We start from the raw sequence: 17,344 nt of genomic DNA, 5'->3' as shown, positions 1-17,344 counted from the left end.
AACCGCGTCTCCTTATCCCAATCGCCCCGACCATGGGAATCATATCGCCGTCGCTGGTCGACACGCAATATCCGGGCCGCAACAGTCCGCAGCCGATACGAATCTGGCTCAGGCGCGTGACCGGCCGGTGACGGCTTCCTGCCGTGCCCGGCGGATCGCGATCTCGGCGAGGCGCGTCGCCTCCTTGCGCGAAAGCTTGCGGCCCATGCGGATCGGCTCGCCCCAGGTGAGTTCGACATCGATGGCGCCGGAATTGATCATCGCCTGGAAATGCGGCGCGAGTTCGGTGTCGCCACACCAGGATAGCGCCGAGCGTTCCACGCGACCCCCTCGAAGACCGTGAAAGCCGGTATAGGTGACGCACAGCGGATAGACCGTGGTCTCGGCCTCGTCCGCCTCGCGCACCGCTTCGTGAGCGGCCCCGAGCAGCGAGGAACGCAGCGGCAGGATGCGCGTGCCGTCGCCGGTCGTGCCCTCGGCAAACAGCACCACTGACTGTCCGCCCTGCAGGCGGCGGCCCATCTCGCTGGCGACGCCGGCGGTGGCGCCGCGGCGCATCCGGTCGATGAAGACGGTGCGCTGCAGGGTCGAGAGCCAGCCGACTACCGGCCAGGTCGCGACCTCGGCCTTGGCGACGAAGGAGAGCGGGCCGGTCGTGCCGATGACGGGGATGTCGAGCCAGGAAGTGTGGTTGGCCACGATCAAGCCGCCCTGTCCGACCGGCGGAGCCGCGCCGCGCGTGGTGATGCGCACGCCAAAGCAGCGGCAGCCCAGTTTCTGGAACAGCCGTGTGAAATAGAACGGCCGCCCGAGGCGCATCGCGACGAGCTGCGGCGGAATCAGGACGAGCGTGCCGAGGACGAGCAGCGCGAGCCGAACCATGGCGCCGGGGCGGAGGCCTTTCATGCTGAGCCGTTCATTCTCTGCGTTGGCGCCCCGCTAGTGCGGCACCGGCTATAGTCGGACCTCCGACGGCAGTCTATGCCGCCGGCACGAGGAGGCTCAGCCGAGATCGCGCCGCATCACCAGCGCCGCGACGCGGCTGCCGTCTGGCATCGGGTAATAGCCCTCGCGTCGCCCCACGGTCTCGAAGCCGAGCCGACGATAGAGGGCGATCGCAGGCGCATTGCCCTCCTCGACCTCGAGGAAGAGTCGCGCCGCTCCGCGCGCCGCCAACTGCGCCAGATGGGCGGTGAGCAGCGCCTGCCCAAGTCCGGATCGACGCCTGGCGCCGCCGACGACGATGCTGAGGATTTCTGCTTCGTCGGCGGCGATCCGCGACATCACGAAGCCGCAAGGCTCGCTGGCGCTGCCGATGAACACGCCCTCGGTCACGACCGCCCGGTCGGCGAGCAGGGCCGCACATTCACTGGGGTCCCAGAGCCGCGCGAAGCCGCCCTGATGGTGCAGGGCTGCGACCTGCCTGGCATGGCGGACGTCGAGAGGTCCGGTCCGACCCGTCGCCGGCCGGCGCCTGAACAGGGATTGGAGCCAATTCATCGCTTTTTAGCGCCGCGGCAGGCGGGCGCGATCCTGCGGCGTCGTTTCCGGCGCCTTGAGGTAGAGTGGGCGCGGCGGCGCGCTCTCGGGATCTGCGATCAACCCCAGCCGGGCCACCCAGATCACGTCGGGCGCCTTGGCATCGTCGACGACCAGCGCGTCGAGCCCGATCGCCCAGGCCTCGTTGGCGACGGCGAGCGCGGCCGAGCCGACCAGCGAGACCGGACCTGCGCCGATGGCGCGGGCGGCGTCGCGGTGGTTGACTTGGCGAATCGAGACGAGCTGCTTGCCGTGCGCGTTCAGCGCCTGGAACCAGACTTGGCCGTGCCTGGCATCGACCGCAGCGGCAACGACGCGTCCGCCCTCGCGGCCGATGAAGGGCGCCGCGCTGGCAGCCAGTGTCGAGATGCCGACGGCGGGGATGCCGGCGGCGAGCGCGATCGCCCGGGCGGCGCTGATGCCAACGCGCAGGCCGGTATAGCTGCCGGGGCCGATGGTGACGGCGACGCGGTCGAGTGAGGGGAAGCCGCCCTCAACCTTGGCCATCACGCGCTCGATCATCGGCATCAGCGCCTCGGCATGGCCGCGCTCCATCGCGGTCTGTTCGATCGCGAGGGGGGACGGGTCGCTGGTGTCGAGCACGCAGGCCGAGCAGGCGCCGAGCGCGGTATCTATCGCGAGGATGCGCACGAGCTGTTTCCCGGCCTTCGGAGCGCTTCGATCATCTCCCCGGCCGAGGCGACCGGGGAGTGAGAAGAATCAAACAATAACGGTCGGGGTCAAACCGCCTCGACCTCGCGCACCTGCGGCAGGAAATGGCGCAGCAGGTTCTGGATGCCGTGCTTCAGCGTCGCGGTCGAGGAGGGACAGCCTGCGCACGAGCCCTTCATCACGAGGTAGACCGTGCCGTCCTTGAAGCCACGGAAGGTGATGTCGCCGCCATCGCCGGCGACGGCGGGGCGGATGCGGGTCTCGAGCAATTCCTTGATGGTCTCGACGGTTTCGGCGTCCTCATCCGCGAAGAACTCATCCTCGCTTTCGGCAAGTTCGTCGATCGGGGCGCCCTCGCTCATCAACGGCGCGCCCGACATGTAATGTTCCATGATCGCGCCGAGGATGGCGGGCTTGAGATGCGGCCATTCGCCCTCGGCCTTGGTCACGGTGATGAAGTCCGAGCCGAAGAACACGGCAGAAACGCCCTTGACACCGAACAGGCGGGTGGCGAGCGGCGAGCGCTCGGCAAGCGCCGGGTCGCGCAATTCGACCGGACCTTGCGGCGAGACGCTGCGGCCGGGCAGGAACTTCAACGTGGCGGGATTCGGTGTCGCTTCGGTCTGGATGAACATGTCTTTGTCTCCGGCGCCGGCGGGTCAAGGCCGCCGTTCCTGACACCGATATAGGCCTACAGCTGGAATCATTCCAGCCGCGGCACATGCATCAGGCCAGCGCGTCGATCTCCTCGTCGGCAAGATGGCCGGGCACGATCGCGACCGGGATAGGGAAGCTGCCGGCGCCCTTGCCCGCGAGCGCGCTGACGAGCGGGCCCGGCCCATCGCGGCCGGTGCCGGCCGCGAGCACCAGCAACGAGATGTCCTCGTCCGCCTCGATCAGCTTGACCATTTCGTCGGCTTTGATGCCGGTACGCACGACTTTTTCGGGCTCCAGCCCGGCCAGCGAGCGCACGGCGGCGGCTGCCACGTCGATCAATTCCTCCGCTTCGGCTTCAGCGTCGGCTTGCACCATGTCGCCGACTCCGAGCCAGGTCTCGTCCGGCGGCGGAGTCACCACGCCAAGCAGCACGATCGATGCGCCCAAGCGGGCGCAGCGCCGCGCCGCGAAGCGCACCGCCTTGGCGCATTCGGGACTGTCGTCGACGACAGCGAGGAATTTCGGGCGATGGCCCGTCTCGTAGGACCGCCGTCTCTTCACCATTGCTATCGCCTGCCGCCGGTTTCAGGACGTCTCATGGTGACAGGCGTCGCAAGGTCAGCGCAAGCCTCCCTGCGGTGCCTGCCGGATCAGCGCCGGCGCACGAAGCCGGTGATGTCCTTGACGTCGCGCATGATCGGCGCGGCGATCTCGGCGGCGCTGTCGGCACCGTCGCTGAGAATGCCGTCGATATGGCTGGGGTCGGCCAGCAGGCCGCGCATCTCCTCAGCGATCGGCGCGAGCTTGGCGACGGCGAGCTCGACCAGAGCCGCCTTGAAGCCGGAGAACTGGCTGCCGCCGAACTGGCTGAGCACCTCCGTCTTGGTCTCGCCAGAGAGACCGGCATAGATTCCGACGAGGTTTTCGGCCTCGGACCGGCCCTCCAACCCCTTCTCCTCGGAAGGCAGCGCTTCGGGGTCGGTCTTCGCCTTGCGGATCTTCTGGGCGATCATGTCGGCATCATCGGTCAGGTTGATGCGCGAATAGTCCGATGGGTCCGATTTCGACATCTTCTTGGTGCCGTCGCGCAGGCTCATCACGCGCGGCGCCGGCCCCTGGATCATCGGCTCGGGCAATGGGAAGAAGCCGAGCTCGCCGGTGCCGACCCCGAGGTTGTCGATCTGCTCGGCGAAGTCGTTGTTGAACTTCTGGGCGATGTCGCGGGTGAGTTCCAGATGCTGCTTCTGGTCCTCGCCGACCGGGACATGCGTCGCCTTGTAGAGCAGGATGTCGGCGGCCATCAGCACGGGATAGTCGTAGAGCCCGATCGAGGCGTTCTCGCGGTCCTTACCGGCCTTTTCCTTGAACTGGGTCATGCGGTTGAGCCAGCCGAGGCGCGCGACCGTGTTGAATACCCAGGTGAGCTCGGCATGGCCGGCGACCTGGCTCTGGTTGAAGATGATGCTCTTCTTCGGGTCGACGCCGGCGGCGATATAGGCGGCCGCGACCTCGCGCGTGGCGCGGGTCAGTTCGGCGGGGCCGCCCCAGACGTCGAAGCCCTGCGTGATCGCGTGCATGTCGACGACGCAATAGATGCAGTCATGGGTCTTCTGCATCGCGACCCAGTTGACCAGCGCGCCGAGATAATTGCCGAGATGGAGCGTCGAGGTCGGCTGCATGCCGGAGAAGACGCGGGGAGAGAAAGCGGCCATGGGGCGCTCCGTCGTCAGGGCGAAAAAAGTCTTGAGTCGGCGGTCGATCCGCTCAGGAACGCGGCGTTCTGACGGAAGCGCCGCGAAGGCGCAAGAGCCGCGGCGGCAAGAGCGCGTCGAAGGCGCCGAGCAGGAAGCCGGCGAGGGCGTAAATCGCAGCGCCAGCGCAGCACAAGAGCGTCAGCGCGCAAGCGCGCCGCAATACCGGCTCGCCGGGGTCCAGCGCAGAAAGGAACAATCCGATCAAGGCATTAAGCGCCAGCACCATGAGCGCCGCGGCGGAGAGGATGGCGAGGACGGGTTTGACATCCGCCCAGCGCGGCCGCCACAGCCCGGTTCGCAGGAGATCGGTCGCGAGCAGCCCCGCTTGGACGATGAAGGCGAGACTCGCCGCTAGAGCGCCGATCATTGCCGCGTCGCGCCAGCCGAGCAGGGCATAGCCGGCGAGCGCCGTGACGGCGACCGCGACGAAGCCGGCGATCAGCGGCAGACGCGGCAGCCGGCGCACGAAATAGACCTGTCCGAAGACCTTGGCGGCGAGCGCGAAGGGCAGGCCGCAGGCGAAGGCCGCCAGCGCGGCGGCTGTGCGCTCGCGATCGGCCACGCCGAACTGCCCGTTCTCGAACAGCACCGAGACGATCGGCTCGGCCAGTACGATGAGCGCGGCGGCGGCGGGGGTCGCCAGTGCCAACCCGAGCGCCAATGCCCGGCCGAGCAAGGCATCGTGGTCCGCCTGCGATACTTCGCCTGCCATCGCCGAGAGCACGACCGTGCCCATGGCGACACCGAAGAAGGAGAGCGGCAGCTGGAAGACGCGGTCGGCGTAATACAAGGCCGAGACGGAGCCGGGCTCGGTCGAGGCGATCTGCGTCGAGACCAGCAGGACGAGCTGGGCGGCGGAAGCGGCGAGCAGCGTCGCCCCACCGGTCCTGACCAGCCGTGTCATGTCCGGCGACCAGCGCAGGCTGAGGCGTGGCAGGCCGATGCCGCGCAAGCGCAGCAGGATCATGACAAGGTGGGCAAGGCCGGCCAGGCTGAGGCAGGCGGCAAGCAGCGTCGCGCTGGCATGGCTGTCGCTGCCGCGGAATAATTCGACCAGTAGCGCTGCGAGCAGGATCGCGTTCATCAAGGCCGGCGCCAGCGCCGCCACGGTGAAACGCCCTTCGGCATTGAGCAGCGCCGCGAGCAGGGCGGCGAGCGTCGTCAGCAGCACGAAGGGCAGCATCAGCCGCATGTAGAAGGCGGCGAGCGCCAGCGTCTGCGGCTCGTCGGCGAAGCCGCCGGCGAGCCCGAGCACGACCCAGGGCGCGAAAATCTCCGCCAAGGCGACGAAGCCGATCAGCAAAAGCCCGAGCTGGCTCGCCGCTGCGCCGGCGAAGCGCTTTGCCGCCTCCTCGCCGCGTTCAGCCCTGATCGCGAGGTAGAGGGGCACGAAGGGCGCGTTCAGCCCGCCTTCGCCGAGCACCCGCCGGACGAGGTTCGGTAGCCGGAGCGCCGCCAGAAACGCATCGGCCACTGGCCCGGCGCCGAGCAGGCGCGCGATCAGCACGTCGCGGGCAAAGCCGAGCAGGCGCGATAGGATCGTCGCTGCGCCGACGATGAAAGAATCGCGGGCGAGGCGGGAGGGTGGAATCTCTGCCTCGCCCGGATGGCTCACAGAATGAACCGGCTCAGATCGGCATTCCTGGCGAGATCGCCGATCCGCGCCTCGACATAGGCGGCGTCGATCGTCACGCTCTCGCCGCCGCGGTCGGTCGCGGTGAACGAGATCTCGTCGAGGATGCGCTCGATCACGGTCTGGAGCCGGCGCGCGCCGATGTTCTCAACACTCGAATTGACCTCGACCGCGATACGCGCGATCGCCGCGATCGCGTCCGGCGTGAACTCGATCGCGACCTGCTCGGTAGCCAGCATCGCCACCGACTGCTTGATCAGGCTGGCCTCGGTCTCGGTCAGGATGCGCTTGAAGTCCTCGACATCGAGCGGCGAGAGCTCGACCCGGATCGGCAGGCGACCCTGCAGTTCCGGCAAGAGGTCTGACGGCTTCGAGACATGGAAGGCGCCGGACGCGATGAAGAGGATGTGGTCGCTCTTCACCGGCCCGTGCTTGGTCGCGACCGTCGTGCCCTCGATCAACGGCAGGAGGTCGCGCTGCACGCCCTCGCGCGAGACGTCGGCGCCGCCGCGGCCCTCACGGGCGCAGATCTTGTCGATCTCGTCGAGGAAGACGATGCCGCTGTTCTCGACCTCGCGGATCGCCGCCTGGATGATCGCATCCTGGTCGATCAGCTTGTCGCTCTCCTCGGCGAGCAGCGGGCCATAGGCGTCCTTGACCTGGACGCGCCGGGGCTTGCCCTTCTGGCCGAAGGCCTTGCCGAACATGTCGGAGAGGTTGATCGCGCCGATCGAGGCGCCGGGCATGCCGGGCACCTCGAACATCGGCTGGGTCGAGCCGCCGGAGGCAACTTCGATCTCGATCTCCTTGTCGTCGAGTTCGTTGGCGCGCAGCTTGCGGCGGAAAGCGTCGCGCGTGGTTGCGCTCGCCGTCGGTCCGACCAGCGCGTCGAGCACGCGCTCCTCGGCGGCGACATGCGCCTTGGCCTGGACGTCCTTGCGCCGGCTCTCGCGCACCAGCCCGATCGCGACTTCGACCAGGTCGCGCACGATCGATTCGACGTCACGGCCGACATAGCCGACCTCGGTGAACTTGGTCGCCTCGACCTTGAGGAAGGGCGCATTCGCCAGCTTGGCGAGGCGGCGGGCGATCTCGGTCTTGCCGCAGCCGGTCGGCCCGATCATCAGGATGTTCTTGGGAGCGACTTCCTCGCGCAGCGGGCCTTCGAGCTGCTGCCGGCGCCAGCGATTGCGCAGCGCGATCGCGACGGCGCGCTTGGCGTCGTTCTGGCCGACGATGAAGCGGTCGAGCTCGGAGACGATCTCGCGGGGGGAAAACGACGTCATCAAACAGGTTCCTGGATCATGATCAGCGCGGGACCGTCGCCGGTCTCGCGGATATCGAGGGCCATGAAACCGGCCTTTCCATAGGCGCGGATCGCGGCGAGATTCTCCGGATCGGGGTCGATCACCACTCGCGGCGCGCCCTCCGCGAGCAGGTGCCGGGCGAAGGCGCCGATGAAGCGGGTGCCATGGCCCTGGCCGAGCATGTCGGGCTCGCCGATGAACTGGTCGATGCCGCGCGTGCCCGCCGGCTGATCCTGCAGCGGATAGTCCGGCCAAAGCGAGGGATCCCAACTCTGCTGATGCGCGAAGGGCCGCCCGTCATGGCTGACGATCAGCGCCTCCATGCTGGGGTCGCCGAAGATGCGCGCGATCTCGGCGAGCTCCTCGTCGGGATCGCCCCACCAGCGTCGGACATGGTCCTGTTCGAGCCAGCGCGCCAGCAGCGGGAAATCGTCGGGCGTCGCGGGCGCGAAGGCATAGCCGTCGGCGACGAAATTCATGCGCTCTCCAGGGTCTCGATGACGAGCGAGTGATTGGTGTAGACGCAGATGTCGCCGGCGATCTTCATCGCCTTGCGCACGATCGCCTCGGCATCGGCCTCGCCATCGACCAAAGCGCGGGCCGCGGCGAGCGCGTAATTGCCGCCTGAGCCGATCGCCATCACCGAGCCATGCTCGGAAGCTTCCGGCTCGAGCACGTCGCCGGTGCCGGAGATCAGCAGCGAGACCTCCTTGTCGGCGACGAGCAGCATCGCTTCGAGCCGGCGCAGATAGCGGTCGGTGCGCCAGTCCTTGGCGAGTTCGACGCAGGCGCGCAGCAACTGCGTCGGGAACTGCTCCAGCTTGGCTTCCAGCCGCTCGAACAAGGTGAAGGCGTCGGCGGTCGCGCCGGCGAAACCGGCGATCACCGCGCCCTTGGCGAGGCGGCGCACCTTCTTCGCATTGCCCTTCATGATCGTCGGGCCGAGCGAGACCTGGCCGTCGCCGCCGATCACGACACGGCCGCCCTTGCGCACCATCAGGATGGTGGTCGCGTGCATGACGGGGGCGTTGTTAGTCTCGGACATCGCGATTCGATCTCGGTCAATGGCAGTCAGGAACCGCCAACATGTTCAGGCTGAGGCCCGGTATCAAGAGCGACCCGGTCAAACGCTGGAATCTCTCCGAGCGGGTTTTCTTCGCCTGCGGCGCCTGCCACATCCTCGCCTACGCCTTCCTGGAGGCCTATCCGGAGCATGGTTTCCATGCCCTCTGGATCAGGCCGGCTGAGGGCTTCACCGGCAACCACGTCTTCGTCACCAATGGCAAGACGGCTTTCGATTTTCACGGCTATCGCTGCGAAGAGGCCTTGGTCGCCCATCATTGGACCAAGGGCCGGCTCTGGTGGCCGGGCTGGGACGGCACGCTCGTGCCCTTGCCGCAAGACGTGCTGATCAGCGAAGTGAAATCGAAGACCTATGACGGCCTCTGGCTGCGCGAGCCCGGCCAATTCCTCCACGACGCCTTGCCGCGGGCGCAGGCGTTTTTGGCGCGCTTCGGGCCGCCGCCGTCAGGCGCCGGCCAGGCTGGCGGCACATTGCTCGACGAAACGGGCCTGCGCCGCCAGATACGGTCCCGGGCCGTAGCTGATCCGTGACACGCCGAGCCCGGTCAGGGCCTCGCGATCGGGCGCGTCGCCCATCACCATCACGTTCACGGGAAGCGTCAGCGCATCGCAGATCGTCGCGATGCCGCTCTCGTCGAGCAGTCCGGGAATGAAGAAGCCGCTGCAGCCCGCCTGCTGATAGGCCTGCGCCCGCTCGATCGCCACATCGACGAGGCTTGCATGGCGCGCCTTGTCTGCCTCCAGCAGGAAAAGATCCGTCCTGGCGTTGATGAACACGGCGATGCCGAGATCATCCGCCGCGCTCCGGATCGCCTTGATCCGCTGCACTTGGTCGGCGATGGCGTAGAGCGCACCAGTCCCGACGATCTGGTCCTCGAAGTTCAGACCGACCGCGCCGGCGGCGATGATCCGTGCGGCATTTTTCGCGACGCCGTCGGGGTCTTGCGCGTAGCCGCCTTCGAAATCGACGGTAAGCGGCAGTGCGACGACCGACGCGATGCGGCCGACGATCGTCTCGATCAGGTCGAGCGGGATCGCCTCGCCGTCGTCGAAGCCATGGGCCGCCGCCATCGACCAGCTCCCGGTGGCGATTGCCTTGCTGCCGGCCTTGGCCGCCGAGCGGGCGCTGCCGGCATCCCAAACATTGTAGAGGACCAGCGGTCGGCCTTTGACATGAAGTGCGGCGAGCTGGCTTGCTTTGTCGGCCTGTGTCATCGAACCTCTCCTTGCCTTGGCGCGCCGCTCGTAGCGGACCCGGCAGTCGCCTTCTGTCAGCAGGCCCGCCTCGATCGCCATGGCCTTCCGGCCGGTCGCCTGCTAAAGCGACGCGAAATTCCGCAAGCGACAGAGACGATCATGCGTTCTGGCGAAGTGAAGCGCCGCACCAACGAGACCGATATCGCGGTCAAGCTTGTGCTCGACGGCACGGGCAAGGCCGAGATTTCGACCGGGGTCGGCTTTTTCGACCATATGCTCGATCTCTTCGCCCGCCATTCGCTGATCGACACCACGGTCACCGTGAAGGGCGACACCCATATCGACGACCATCACTCGGTCGAGGATGCCGGCATCGCGCTCGGCGAGGCCCTGAAGCAGGCGCTCGGCGACAAGAAGGGCATCCGCCGCTATGCCGACGTCCACCTGCCGATGGACGAGACGCTGACCCGCGTCGCGGTCGACGTTTCCGGCCGGCCCTTCCTGGTCTTCCGCACGCAGTTCAAGGCCGAGAAGATCGGCAGCTTCGACACCGAGCTGGTGCGCGAGTTCTTCCAGGCTTTCGCCATGAATGCGGGCATCACGCTGCATGTCGAGACGCTCTATGGCGACAATGCCCACCATATCGCCGAGAGCTGCTTCAAGGGCCTGGCGCGGGCGCTGCGCAGGGCGATCGAGGTCGATCCGCGCGAGGGCGGCCGCGTGCCCTCGACCAAGGGCGCATTGTAGGGGATCGCTGCGATGGCGTTCTATCAGGCTCTGATCCCGCCGCCGGATGCGGGAGGCTTGCGCGAGGAGATCGAGCAGGCCCGTCTCCTGCCGGAGAGCTTCACCTGGCCGGCCCTGATCTTCGGCGGCGTCTGGCTGCTGTTCAAACGGCTCTGGCTCGCCTTCATTGTTTACGCCCTGGTCTGGGTTGGGTTGATCTACCTTCAGCGCCAGATGGGCTTTTCCTTTCTCGCGGTGATGCTCTCGCATACCGCCCTTGCGGTTTTCCTTGGCCTCGAGGGCCAAAACCTGATCGCGCGCAAGCTGCTGCGTAAGGGCTGGCGGCTGGTCGACGTGGTCGAGGCGCCAGATCTCTCCAGCGCCGAGCGCCGCTTTTTCGAGCGGGCGCTGCCGGCCGGCGCGCCGCCGCGCGTCGTCGAGACCGCGCCAGCTCCGGCCCGCTTCGCAGCCGGCCCCGCGCCGGTGATCGGCCTCTTCCCCGAGGCGAACGGACGATGAGCCAGACCGTCGCCATCGTCGATTACGGCTCGGGCAATCTGCACTCGGCCGCCAAGGCCTTCGAGCGCGCCGCCACTGAATCCGGTATCCCCTCAACCATCCGGGTCACCAGCGATCCGGCCGAGGTCCGCGCTGCCGACCGCATTGTCCTGCCCGGCGTTGGCGCCTTCGCCGATTGCCGGCGCGGGCTCGACGCCGTCCCCGGCATGGTCGAGGCGCTCGAGGAGGCGGTTCGGAGCAAAGGCCGGCCCTTCCTCGGCATCTGCGTCGGCATGCAATTGATGGCGAGCCGCGGGCTCGAATACGTCACCACGCAGGGCCTCGGCTGGATCGCCGGCGACGTCGCACTGATCCGGCCGCAGGACGATGCCCTGAAGATCCCGCATATGGGCTGGAACACGCTGCATCCGCAGGACGAGCACCCGCTGCTCGCCGGCATCGAGACCGGCCCGTCCGGCTGGCACGCCTATTTCGTGCACTCCTATGCATTGATAGCCGAGAACCCGCAGGAGGTTCTGGCGCTGACCGATTACGGCGGCCCGGTCACCGCGATCGTGGCAAAGGGCAACATCGCCGGCACGCAGTTCCACCCGGAGAAGAGTCAGAGGCTCGGCCTCAAGCTGATCGGCAATTTCCTGAGATGGGCGCCGTGATCCTCTTTCCCGCCATCGACCTCAAGGAAGGCCAGTGCGTCCGGCTGAAGCAGGGCGATATGGGTCAGGCCACGATCTTCAACGACGATCCCGCCGCCCAGGCCGCGACCTTCGAGGCGCAAGGCTTCCAGTGGCTGCATGTCGTCGATCTCGACGGCGCCTTCGCCGGCAAGCCGATGAATGCGACCGCTGTCGAGGCGATCCTCAAGCGCGTTGATTTCCCGGTGCAGCTCGGCGGCGGCATCCGCGACATCAGGACGGTCGAGGGCTGGCTCGCCAAGGGCGTCGCCCGCGTCATCATCGGCACGGCGGCGGTGCGCGATCCCGGCTTCGTGCGCGCGGCGGCCAGGGCCTTTCCGGGCAAGGTCGCGGTCGGCATCGACGCGCGCGACGGCTTCGTCGCCGTGGAAGGCTGGGCTGAGACCTCGGCGCTGGCGGCGGACGATCTCGGTCGGCGCTTCGAGGACGCCGGCGTTGCCGCGATCGTCTACACCGACATCGCCCGCGACGGCATGCTCCAAGGCATCAACTGGGACGGCACGATCGGCTTGGCGCATGCGCTCTCGATCCCGGTGATCGCCTCCGGCGGCCTCGCCTCCATGGCCGATATCGAGCGGCTCTGCGCGCCCGATGCGGCGATCCTCGAAGGCGCGATCACCGGCCGCGCCCTCTATGACGGCCGCATCGACCCGGCAGCGGCGTTGGCGCGGGTCGCGGCGGCCTGAGCGAAGGCCGCCAGCAGCATGGCTCAAAGTATCTAGACCAGCTCGACCTTGCCTGTTGCCAGATCGTAAACGCCGCCGACCACGGAAAGCTGCTTCTGCGCGAGACGCTGCGACAGGATCGGCGTGGCCTTCTTCAGCTTGGCGACGTTGAGCCGGACATTGGCGATGGTGGCCGCCTTCAGCAGATCCGCCGCTCCCTCCTTCTGCGCCGCGAGCACGGCCGGCCTGATCGCGTTGATCAGCGAGGGCAGGTGCCCCGGCAGCTGCGTCTTCTCCTTGACGACGTTGATCGTCGCCGAGACAGCGCCGCAATTGCTGTGGCCGAGCACCAGGATGAGCTGCGAGCCCAGTACCTGCGCGCCGTATTCGAGGCTCGCCAGCACGTCCTCGTTGACGAAGTTGCCGGCGACGCGGGTGACGAAGAGTTGGCCGGGCCCCTGGTCGAAGGCGAGTTCCGGCGCGATGCGCGAATCGGCGCAGCTCAGGATCGAGGCGAAGGGAGCCTGCGAGGCGGCGCGCGCCGCCCGGCCGGCCGAGAAATCGCGCTCGTTCAGCGTGCCCGCGACATAGCGGGCATTGCCGTCCACCAGTCGCTTCAGAGCTTCATCGGCGCCGACCACGGTCGATTGCGCCCGCACGGGCGTGGACAGCGCGCCAGCCAGGGCCAGGCCGGCACCGGCCGCAAACAACCCGCGGCGCGAGAGCCCGGTCTTGCCGGCGGCCGAGACACAGTGATCGCACATCGTTGCAATCCTCGCAGGGGCAGCATGTGTTCCGGCGCAGCCGGCCTGACGGATCAGCGCACGAACTGGTTGTAGATCGTGGCGAATTCGCCGGTCGCCTTGGCGAGATGCAGCCACTGGTCGACGAAGGCCTTGAAGACGACGTCGCCGCGCGGCAGCAGATAGCCCATCTCGCCATATTGCAGCGGCTCGTCCGGGTTGATCGCGCACAGACCCGGCTTGCTCTTCTCCTGAACCTTTGTCTCGATCGATTCGGCGATCATGATGTCGGCCTTGCCGGCCAGGATCTGGTCGAAGATCGTGACGTTGTCGGGGTAGACCTCGATCTTGGCCTGCTTGAAGTTGGCGCGGACGAAACGCTCATTGGTACCGCCGGGATTGACGATGACGCGGATCTCCGGCTTGTCGATATCGGCGACGGTCTGGAACTTCGCTTTGTCGGCGCAGCGCGCGATCGGCGCCTTGCCGTTGATCAAATAGGGCGCGGAGAAGAAGGCGCGCTTCTGCCGGTCGAGCGTCACCGAGATGCCGCCCATGGCGATGTCGCATTTGCCGCCGGTGAAATCGTTCATCAGATCGGACCATTTCGTCTGCACGAACTTGGCTTCGACGCCGATGGCCTTCGCCAGCGATTTCGCCAGCTCGATGTCGATGCCTTCGAAGCTGCCGTCCTTGGCCAGCGTGAACGGCTTGTAGTCGCCGGTGGTGCAGACCTGCAGCGCGCCGCGGCTCTGGATCGCCTCGAGCTGGCTGGCGGGGGCCTGCGCCAGTGCGGCGGCGGTGAGGCCGAGCCCGGCAGCGGCGCTCAGCGCCGCGAGCTTCAGGACCTTGAAGGACGATGTGATCGTCATGGAAATCCCCCTCGATTTTGCTTATGGCGCGCAAGAGAGCAGGGATCGTGCCGGCGATCAATCCGGCCGGCGCGTGCCGCGTTTGCGTGCAGTGCAGCGGCAGCGCTATATGCGCCCGATCGCTTTGTCGTTCCGCTCCGGGCAGGCCCGCCGATGACCCTGAAGACCCGCATCATCCCCTGCCTCGACGTCAAGGACGGCCGTGTCGTCAAGGGCGTGCAGTTCCTCGATCTCGTCGATGCCGGCGATCCGGTCGAGGCGGCCAAGGCCTATGACGCGGCTGGCGCCGACGAGCTCTGCTTCCTCGACATCACCGCCAGCAGCGAGGACCGCGGCATCCTGTTCGACGTGGTGACGCGCACCGCCGAAGCCTGCTTCATGCCGCTCACCGTCGGCGGCGGTGTGCGCTCAATCGAGGATATCAGGCAATTGCTGCTGGCCGGGGCCGACAAGGTCTCGATCATGACCGAGGCTGTGAAGCGCCGCGAGTTCGTGCGCGAAGCGGCGCAGAAATACGGCGCGCAATGCATCGTCGTCGCGATCGACGCCAAGCAGGTTTCGCCCGAGCGCTGGGAAGTCTTCACCCATGGCGGGCGCAACCCGACCGGGCTCGACGCCATCGTCTATGCCCGCGAGGTCGCCTCATTGGGAGCAGGCGAGATCCTGCTGACCTCGATGGATCGCGACGGCGCCAAGACCGGCTTCGATCTCGATCTCACCCGTCGCGTCGCCGATGCGGTCTCGATCCCGGTCGTCGCCTCGGGCGGCGTCGGCACGCTCGACCATCTCGTCGAAGGCGTGCGCGAGGGGCGCGCCTCGGCCGTGCTCGCGGCCTCGATCTTCCATTTCGGCACTTTCACCATTCCGCAGGCCAAGGCGCATATGGCGGCTGCCGGGCTGGCGATGCGGCTGGATTGACGTGATGACGGCTTTCTCGCTGACCGATCTCGAACGCATCGTCGCCGAGCGCGCGAGCGCCTCGCCGGAGGAATCCTGGACGGCGAAGCTCCTCGCCGCCGGTCCTGAGCGCGCCGCCAAGAAGCTCGGCGAGGAAGCCGTCGAGGCGGTGATCGCCGCTGTGAAGGGCGATCGCGACGAGCTGATCGCCGAGAGCGCCGATCTGCTCTATCATCTTTTGGTCGTGCTCAAGGCCCGTGATGTTGCATTGCGGGACGTCTTGAGCCAGCTTGAGGCCCGTACCGCGCGTTCCGGCCTGGCCGAGAAGGCGGCGCGGCCCCGTTGAAGTCGAGGCGAGTGTCGCGTTGAACCTCGAAGCCTGGAAGACGGGGGGCATCATGGATCAGCGTCCGATCACGGCGCCATCCGCCCCCGATCTGGTCTCGCCCTATCGCACCTTCTCGCGCGACGAGTGGGCGCATCTGCGCGCCGATACGCCGTTGACGCTCTCGGTCGACGATCTGACGAGGCTGCAATCGATCAACGATCCGATCTCGCTCGACGAGATCGTCGCGATCTATCTGCCGCTCTCGCGCCTGCTTTCGCTCTACGTCGCCGCGACGCAAGGGCTGTTTAAGGCGACGCAGCGCTTCCTGATGGCCGAGGCCGAGGTCAAGGTTCCCTATGTCATCGGCGTCGCCGGCTCGGTCGCGGTCGGCAAGTCGACCACGGCACGCGTGCTCCAGGCTCTGCTCTCGCGCTGGCCGAACACCCCCAAGGTCGAGCTCGTCACCACCGACGGCTTCCTTCTGCCCAATGCCGAGCTCGAGCGCCGCGGCCTGATGCAGCGCAAGGGTTTTCCGGAGAGCTATGACAGCGCCGCGATCCTGCGTTTTCTCTCCGAGGTGAAGGCCGGCAAGCGCGCCGTCAGCGCTCCGGTCTATTCGCATCTGGTCTATGACGTGGTGCCGGGCGAGCAGGTCACGGTCGAGCGGCCAGACATCCTGATCCTCGAAGGTCTGAACGTGCTGCAGCCGAGCCGGATGCCGCGCGACGGCACGATCATCCCGTTCGTCTCGGACTTCTTCGACTTCTCGGTCTATCTCGACGCCGACGAGAACGACCTGCACCGCTGGTACGTCAACCGCTTCATGACGCTGCGCCAGACTGCCTTCCGCGATCCGCGCTCCTTCTTCCGCAAATATGCCGAGATCGGCGAGGAGGAGGCGCTCTCGATCGCCGAGCGGCTCTGGACTGGCATCAATCTGCCCAATCTGCGCGAGAACATCGTGCCGACCCGCCAGCGCGCGGGCCTGATCCTGACAAAGGGCGCCAGCCACCGCATCCAACAGGTGGCGCTGAGGCGGTTGTAGCGCGGGCGTGAAATCGCCGGTTCTGACATCGCCATGACGACCTATGTCGCCCTCCTGCACTCGATCGTGCTCGGCCCCGGCAAGCGCCTGGTGATGGTGGACCTGAAGGCCATGGCGGCCGAGCTCGGCTTTGGCGACCCGCGCACCTGGGTCGCCACCGGCAATCTGATCTTCGAGGGCGACGATGCGCCCCTCCCAGCGATCGAGAGCCGATTGGAAGCGGCTTTCCACGCCCGTTTCGGCAAGCATGTCGATATCATCTTGCGTAGGGCGCAGGACTGGCGGCGGCTCACCGCCCAAAATCCCTTCCCGCACGGGAACGGCGCCGATGTCGGTATCCGCGTCATGCGAAAGCCACTTGGCCCGGACACCTTGGCCATGCTCGGCAGGATCGCCACGCCCGATATTGCGCTCGCCCTCGCCGACGGTGATCTATGGATCGATTTCAGCGGCAAACCGAGTGAAACGAAGCTGCTCTCGCATCTGACGACCAAGAAGCTCGGCATCGGCACGCTGCGCAATGCCAATACCGTCAATGCCCTTGCCGCGATGCTCGATTGATGCCCCTCGATCTTTCCGCCCTCGGCCTGATGGCCGGCGCCGCCTTCGTCGCTGCGACGCTGCTGCCGGCGCAGTCGGAGGCCGTCTTCGTCGGGCTGCTGGTGGCGAAGACCGTCGATCCGACGCTGCTCTTCATCGTCGCTTCGCTCGCCAATACGGCGGGGTCGGTCGTCAACTGGTGGCTCGGCCGGCTGATCGCGACGGGCGGCGTCGAGCGCCTGCCGGCGCGGCTGCGCCCGGATCCGGTGCGCTTCGCCAAGGCGCAGGGCTGGTTCGCCCGCTTCGGCTGGCCTTCGTTGCTCTTCGCCTGGCTGCCGATCGGTGGCGACCCGCTCACCTTCGTCGCAGGGTCGCTGAACTATCCGCTTCTGCGTTTCGTCCTGCTGGTGTTCGCCGGCAAAGCAGCCCGCTATGCCCTGCTCTGGGCCGGTTGGGCGGCTGCGTCATAAGCATT

24 protein-coding genes are annotated in these 17,344 nt (G+C 67.2%); 11 read left to right on the top strand and 13 right to left on the bottom strand.

The genetic code is table 11. The annotated features are described in order from the left end of the window. Positions 1-108: 108 nt before the first annotated feature. The 10 genes from BLM15_RS21335 to hslV all read right to left on the bottom strand — a co-directional run bounded on the left by BLM15_RS21335 (position 109) and on the right by hslV (position 8,607). Entirely contained in the window at positions 109-906 is a 798-nt protein-coding gene (locus BLM15_RS21335; protein WP_126114640.1) for a lysophospholipid acyltransferase family protein, read from the bottom strand. 96 nt (positions 907-1,002) lie between these two features. Then, positions 1,003-1,500, bottom strand: coding sequence for a GNAT family N-acetyltransferase (locus tag BLM15_RS21330; RefSeq protein ID WP_126114639.1), 498 nt, complete (start codon positions 1,498-1,500; stop codon positions 1,003-1,005). A 6-nt stretch (positions 1,501-1,506) separates the two neighbouring features. Next, positions 1,507-2,190: a tRNA (adenosine(37)-N6)-threonylcarbamoyltransferase complex dimerization subunit type 1 TsaB gene (gene tsaB / locus BLM15_RS21325; protein ID WP_126114638.1), complete on the bottom strand. Its 684-nt coding sequence runs from the start codon at positions 2,188-2,190 to the stop codon at positions 1,507-1,509. A gap of 89 nt (positions 2,191-2,279) precedes the next feature. Further along, positions 2,280-2,846, bottom strand: a complete 567-nt coding sequence (locus tag BLM15_RS21320; protein WP_126114637.1) for a NifU family protein — start codon at positions 2,844-2,846, stop codon at positions 2,280-2,282. A gap of 91 nt (positions 2,847-2,937) precedes the next feature. Further along, positions 2,938-3,432, bottom strand: a complete 495-nt coding sequence (locus tag BLM15_RS21315; protein WP_110491809.1) for a universal stress protein — start codon at positions 3,430-3,432, stop codon at positions 2,938-2,940. Between the two features lie 86 nt (positions 3,433-3,518). Then, positions 3,519-4,580 (bottom strand): tryptophan--tRNA ligase, encoded by a 1,062-nt coding sequence (gene trpS, locus BLM15_RS21310; protein ID WP_126114636.1) that lies wholly within the window; start codon positions 4,578-4,580, stop codon positions 3,519-3,521. A gap of 52 nt (positions 4,581-4,632) precedes the next feature. Beyond that, positions 4,633-6,237 (bottom strand): murein biosynthesis integral membrane protein MurJ, encoded by a 1,605-nt coding sequence (gene murJ, locus BLM15_RS21305; RefSeq protein ID WP_126114635.1) that lies wholly within the window; start codon positions 6,235-6,237, stop codon positions 4,633-4,635. Then, positions 6,234-7,541, bottom strand: coding sequence for an ATP-dependent protease ATPase subunit HslU (gene hslU / locus BLM15_RS21300; RefSeq protein WP_126114634.1), 1,308 nt, complete (start codon positions 7,539-7,541; stop codon positions 6,234-6,236). Before hslU ends, murJ begins: the two co-directional genes overlap by 4 nt. Continuing rightward, positions 7,541-8,041, bottom strand: coding sequence for a GNAT family N-acetyltransferase (locus BLM15_RS21295; protein WP_126114633.1), 501 nt, complete (start codon positions 8,039-8,041; stop codon positions 7,541-7,543). Before BLM15_RS21295 ends, hslU begins: the two co-directional genes overlap by 1 nt. Continuing rightward, on the bottom strand, positions 8,038-8,607 hold the full coding sequence (hslV, locus tag BLM15_RS21290) for an ATP-dependent protease subunit HslV (RefSeq protein WP_126114632.1): 570 nt from the start codon (positions 8,605-8,607) through the stop codon (positions 8,038-8,040). The genes BLM15_RS21295 and hslV overlap by 4 nt, the downstream gene beginning before the upstream one ends. A gap of 41 nt (positions 8,608-8,648) precedes the next feature. Between hslV and BLM15_RS21285 the strand changes: the two genes are divergently transcribed. After that, positions 8,649-9,176 carry a hypothetical protein gene (locus tag BLM15_RS21285; protein WP_206438551.1) on the top strand — a complete coding sequence of 176 codons (528 nt, stop codon included), beginning with the start codon at positions 8,649-8,651 and terminating at the stop codon, positions 9,174-9,176. Here the strand turns inward: BLM15_RS21285 and BLM15_RS21280 are convergent. Continuing rightward, complete coding sequence (locus BLM15_RS21280) at positions 9,090-9,860, bottom strand: isocitrate lyase/PEP mutase family protein (protein WP_126114631.1); 771 nt, start codon at positions 9,858-9,860, stop codon at positions 9,090-9,092. The two genes, BLM15_RS21285 and BLM15_RS21280, sit on opposite strands and share 87 nt — an antisense overlap. Before the next feature lie 141 nt (positions 9,861-10,001). Between BLM15_RS21280 and hisB the strand changes: the two genes are divergently transcribed. From hisB to hisA, 4 genes are read left to right on the top strand one after another with little or no spacing between them, the layout of a single operon-like run. After that, complete coding sequence (gene hisB / locus BLM15_RS21275; RefSeq protein WP_126114630.1) at positions 10,002-10,589, top strand: imidazoleglycerol-phosphate dehydratase HisB; 588 nt, start codon at positions 10,002-10,004, stop codon at positions 10,587-10,589. Positions 10,590-10,601: 12 nt separating this feature from the next. Beyond that, positions 10,602-11,087: a DUF2628 domain-containing protein gene (locus BLM15_RS21270; RefSeq protein WP_126114629.1), complete on the top strand. Its 486-nt coding sequence runs from the start codon at positions 10,602-10,604 to the stop codon at positions 11,085-11,087. Continuing rightward, on the top strand, positions 11,084-11,740 hold the full coding sequence (gene hisH / locus BLM15_RS21265; protein ID WP_126114628.1) for an imidazole glycerol phosphate synthase subunit HisH: 657 nt from the start codon (positions 11,084-11,086) through the stop codon (positions 11,738-11,740). Before BLM15_RS21270 ends, hisH begins: the two co-directional genes overlap by 4 nt. Next, positions 11,728-12,465: a 1-(5-phosphoribosyl)-5-[(5-phosphoribosylamino)methylideneamino]imidazole-4-carboxamide isomerase gene (hisA, locus tag BLM15_RS21260; RefSeq protein WP_126114627.1), complete on the top strand. Its 738-nt coding sequence runs from the start codon at positions 11,728-11,730 to the stop codon at positions 12,463-12,465. Before hisH ends, hisA begins: the two co-directional genes overlap by 13 nt. Before the next feature lie 32 nt (positions 12,466-12,497). On the opposite strand, the gene BLM15_RS21255 is transcribed toward hisA, so the two are convergent. Further along, positions 12,498-13,208: a carbonic anhydrase gene (locus BLM15_RS21255; protein ID WP_126114626.1), complete on the bottom strand. Its 711-nt coding sequence runs from the start codon at positions 13,206-13,208 to the stop codon at positions 12,498-12,500. Between the two features lie 53 nt (positions 13,209-13,261). Continuing rightward, complete coding sequence (locus BLM15_RS21250; protein WP_126114625.1) at positions 13,262-14,059, bottom strand: transporter substrate-binding domain-containing protein; 798 nt, start codon at positions 14,057-14,059, stop codon at positions 13,262-13,264. Here BLM15_RS21250 and BLM15_RS21245 point away from each other — a divergent pair. The 6 genes from BLM15_RS21245 to BLM15_RS21220 are packed head-to-tail and all read left to right on the top strand — an operon-like array spanning position 14,037 to position 17,339. Next, complete coding sequence (locus BLM15_RS21245) at positions 14,037-14,216, top strand: hypothetical protein (RefSeq protein WP_126114624.1); 180 nt, start codon at positions 14,037-14,039, stop codon at positions 14,214-14,216. The two genes, BLM15_RS21250 and BLM15_RS21245, sit on opposite strands and share 23 nt — an antisense overlap. Next, positions 14,213-14,977 carry an imidazole glycerol phosphate synthase subunit HisF gene (gene hisF / locus BLM15_RS21240; protein ID WP_126114623.1) on the top strand — a complete coding sequence of 255 codons (765 nt, stop codon included), beginning with the start codon at positions 14,213-14,215 and terminating at the stop codon, positions 14,975-14,977. The genes BLM15_RS21245 and hisF overlap by 4 nt, the downstream gene beginning before the upstream one ends. 4 nt (positions 14,978-14,981) lie before the next feature. Then, positions 14,982-15,302 carry a phosphoribosyl-ATP diphosphatase gene (locus tag BLM15_RS21235; protein WP_126114622.1) on the top strand — a complete coding sequence of 107 codons (321 nt, stop codon included), beginning with the start codon at positions 14,982-14,984 and terminating at the stop codon, positions 15,300-15,302. Between the two features lie 52 nt (positions 15,303-15,354). Continuing rightward, on the top strand, positions 15,355-16,329 hold the full coding sequence (gene coaA / locus BLM15_RS21230) for a type I pantothenate kinase (RefSeq protein ID WP_126114621.1): 975 nt from the start codon (positions 15,355-15,357) through the stop codon (positions 16,327-16,329). A gap of 33 nt (positions 16,330-16,362) precedes the next feature. Further along, on the top strand, positions 16,363-16,890 hold the full coding sequence (locus BLM15_RS21225; RefSeq protein WP_126114620.1) for a DUF1697 domain-containing protein: 528 nt from the start codon (positions 16,363-16,365) through the stop codon (positions 16,888-16,890). Then, positions 16,890-17,339, top strand: a complete 450-nt coding sequence (locus tag BLM15_RS21220; RefSeq protein ID WP_126114619.1) for a YqaA family protein — start codon at positions 16,890-16,892, stop codon at positions 17,337-17,339. Before BLM15_RS21225 ends, BLM15_RS21220 begins: the two co-directional genes overlap by 1 nt. Positions 17,340-17,344 lie beyond the last annotated feature (5 nt).

Source organism: Bosea sp. Tri-49 (genome assembly GCF_003952665.1).
GTDB lineage: Bacteria > Pseudomonadota > Alphaproteobacteria > Rhizobiales > Beijerinckiaceae > Allobosea.
The sequence above is the reverse complement of the archived record's forward strand: the minus strand, read 5'-3'. Positions and strand labels throughout refer to the sequence as shown.

Coding starts and splice junctions, on each gene's coding strand:
- BLM15_RS21335 (WP_126114640.1), bottom strand. CDS start 906: ATGAAAGGCCTCCGCCCCGGCGCCATGGTTCGGCTCGCGCTGCTCGTC.
- BLM15_RS21330 (WP_126114639.1), bottom strand. CDS start 1,500: ATGAATTGGCTCCAATCCCTGTTCAGGCGCCGGCCGGCGACGGGTCGG.
- BLM15_RS21320 (WP_126114637.1), bottom strand. CDS start 2,846: ATGTTCATCCAGACCGAAGCGACACCGAATCCCGCCACGTTGAAGTTC.
- BLM15_RS21315 (WP_110491809.1), bottom strand. CDS start 3,432: ATGGTGAAGAGACGGCGGTCCTACGAGACGGGCCATCGCCCGAAATTC.
- trpS (WP_126114636.1), bottom strand. CDS start 4,580: ATGGCCGCTTTCTCTCCCCGCGTCTTCTCCGGCATGCAGCCGACCTCG.
- hslU (WP_126114634.1), bottom strand. CDS start 7,541: ATGACGTCGTTTTCCCCCCGCGAGATCGTCTCCGAGCTCGACCGCTTC.
- BLM15_RS21295 (WP_126114633.1), bottom strand. CDS start 8,041: ATGAATTTCGTCGCCGACGGCTATGCCTTCGCGCCCGCGACGCCCGAC.
- hslV (WP_126114632.1), bottom strand. CDS start 8,607: ATGTCCGAGACTAACAACGCCCCCGTCATGCACGCGACCACCATCCTG.
- BLM15_RS21285 (WP_206438551.1), top strand. CDS start 8,649: ATGTTCAGGCTGAGGCCCGGTATCAAGAGCGACCCGGTCAAACGCTGG.
- BLM15_RS21280 (WP_126114631.1), bottom strand. CDS start 9,860: ATGACACAGGCCGACAAAGCAAGCCAGCTCGCCGCACTTCATGTCAAA.
- hisB (WP_126114630.1), top strand. CDS start 10,002: ATGCGTTCTGGCGAAGTGAAGCGCCGCACCAACGAGACCGATATCGCG.
- BLM15_RS21270 (WP_126114629.1), top strand. CDS start 10,602: ATGGCGTTCTATCAGGCTCTGATCCCGCCGCCGGATGCGGGAGGCTTG.
- hisH (WP_126114628.1), top strand. CDS start 11,084: ATGAGCCAGACCGTCGCCATCGTCGATTACGGCTCGGGCAATCTGCAC.
- hisA (WP_126114627.1), top strand. CDS start 11,728: ATGGGCGCCGTGATCCTCTTTCCCGCCATCGACCTCAAGGAAGGCCAG.
- BLM15_RS21255 (WP_126114626.1), bottom strand. CDS start 13,208: ATGTGCGATCACTGTGTCTCGGCCGCCGGCAAGACCGGGCTCTCGCGC.
- BLM15_RS21250 (WP_126114625.1), bottom strand. CDS start 14,059: ATGACGATCACATCGTCCTTCAAGGTCCTGAAGCTCGCGGCGCTGAGC.
- hisF (WP_126114623.1), top strand. CDS start 14,213: ATGACCCTGAAGACCCGCATCATCCCCTGCCTCGACGTCAAGGACGGC.
- BLM15_RS21235 (WP_126114622.1), top strand. CDS start 14,982: ATGACGGCTTTCTCGCTGACCGATCTCGAACGCATCGTCGCCGAGCGC.
- coaA (WP_126114621.1), top strand. CDS start 15,355: ATGGATCAGCGTCCGATCACGGCGCCATCCGCCCCCGATCTGGTCTCG.
- BLM15_RS21225 (WP_126114620.1), top strand. CDS start 16,363: ATGACGACCTATGTCGCCCTCCTGCACTCGATCGTGCTCGGCCCCGGC.
- BLM15_RS21220 (WP_126114619.1), top strand. CDS start 16,890: ATGCCCCTCGATCTTTCCGCCCTCGGCCTGATGGCCGGCGCCGCCTTC.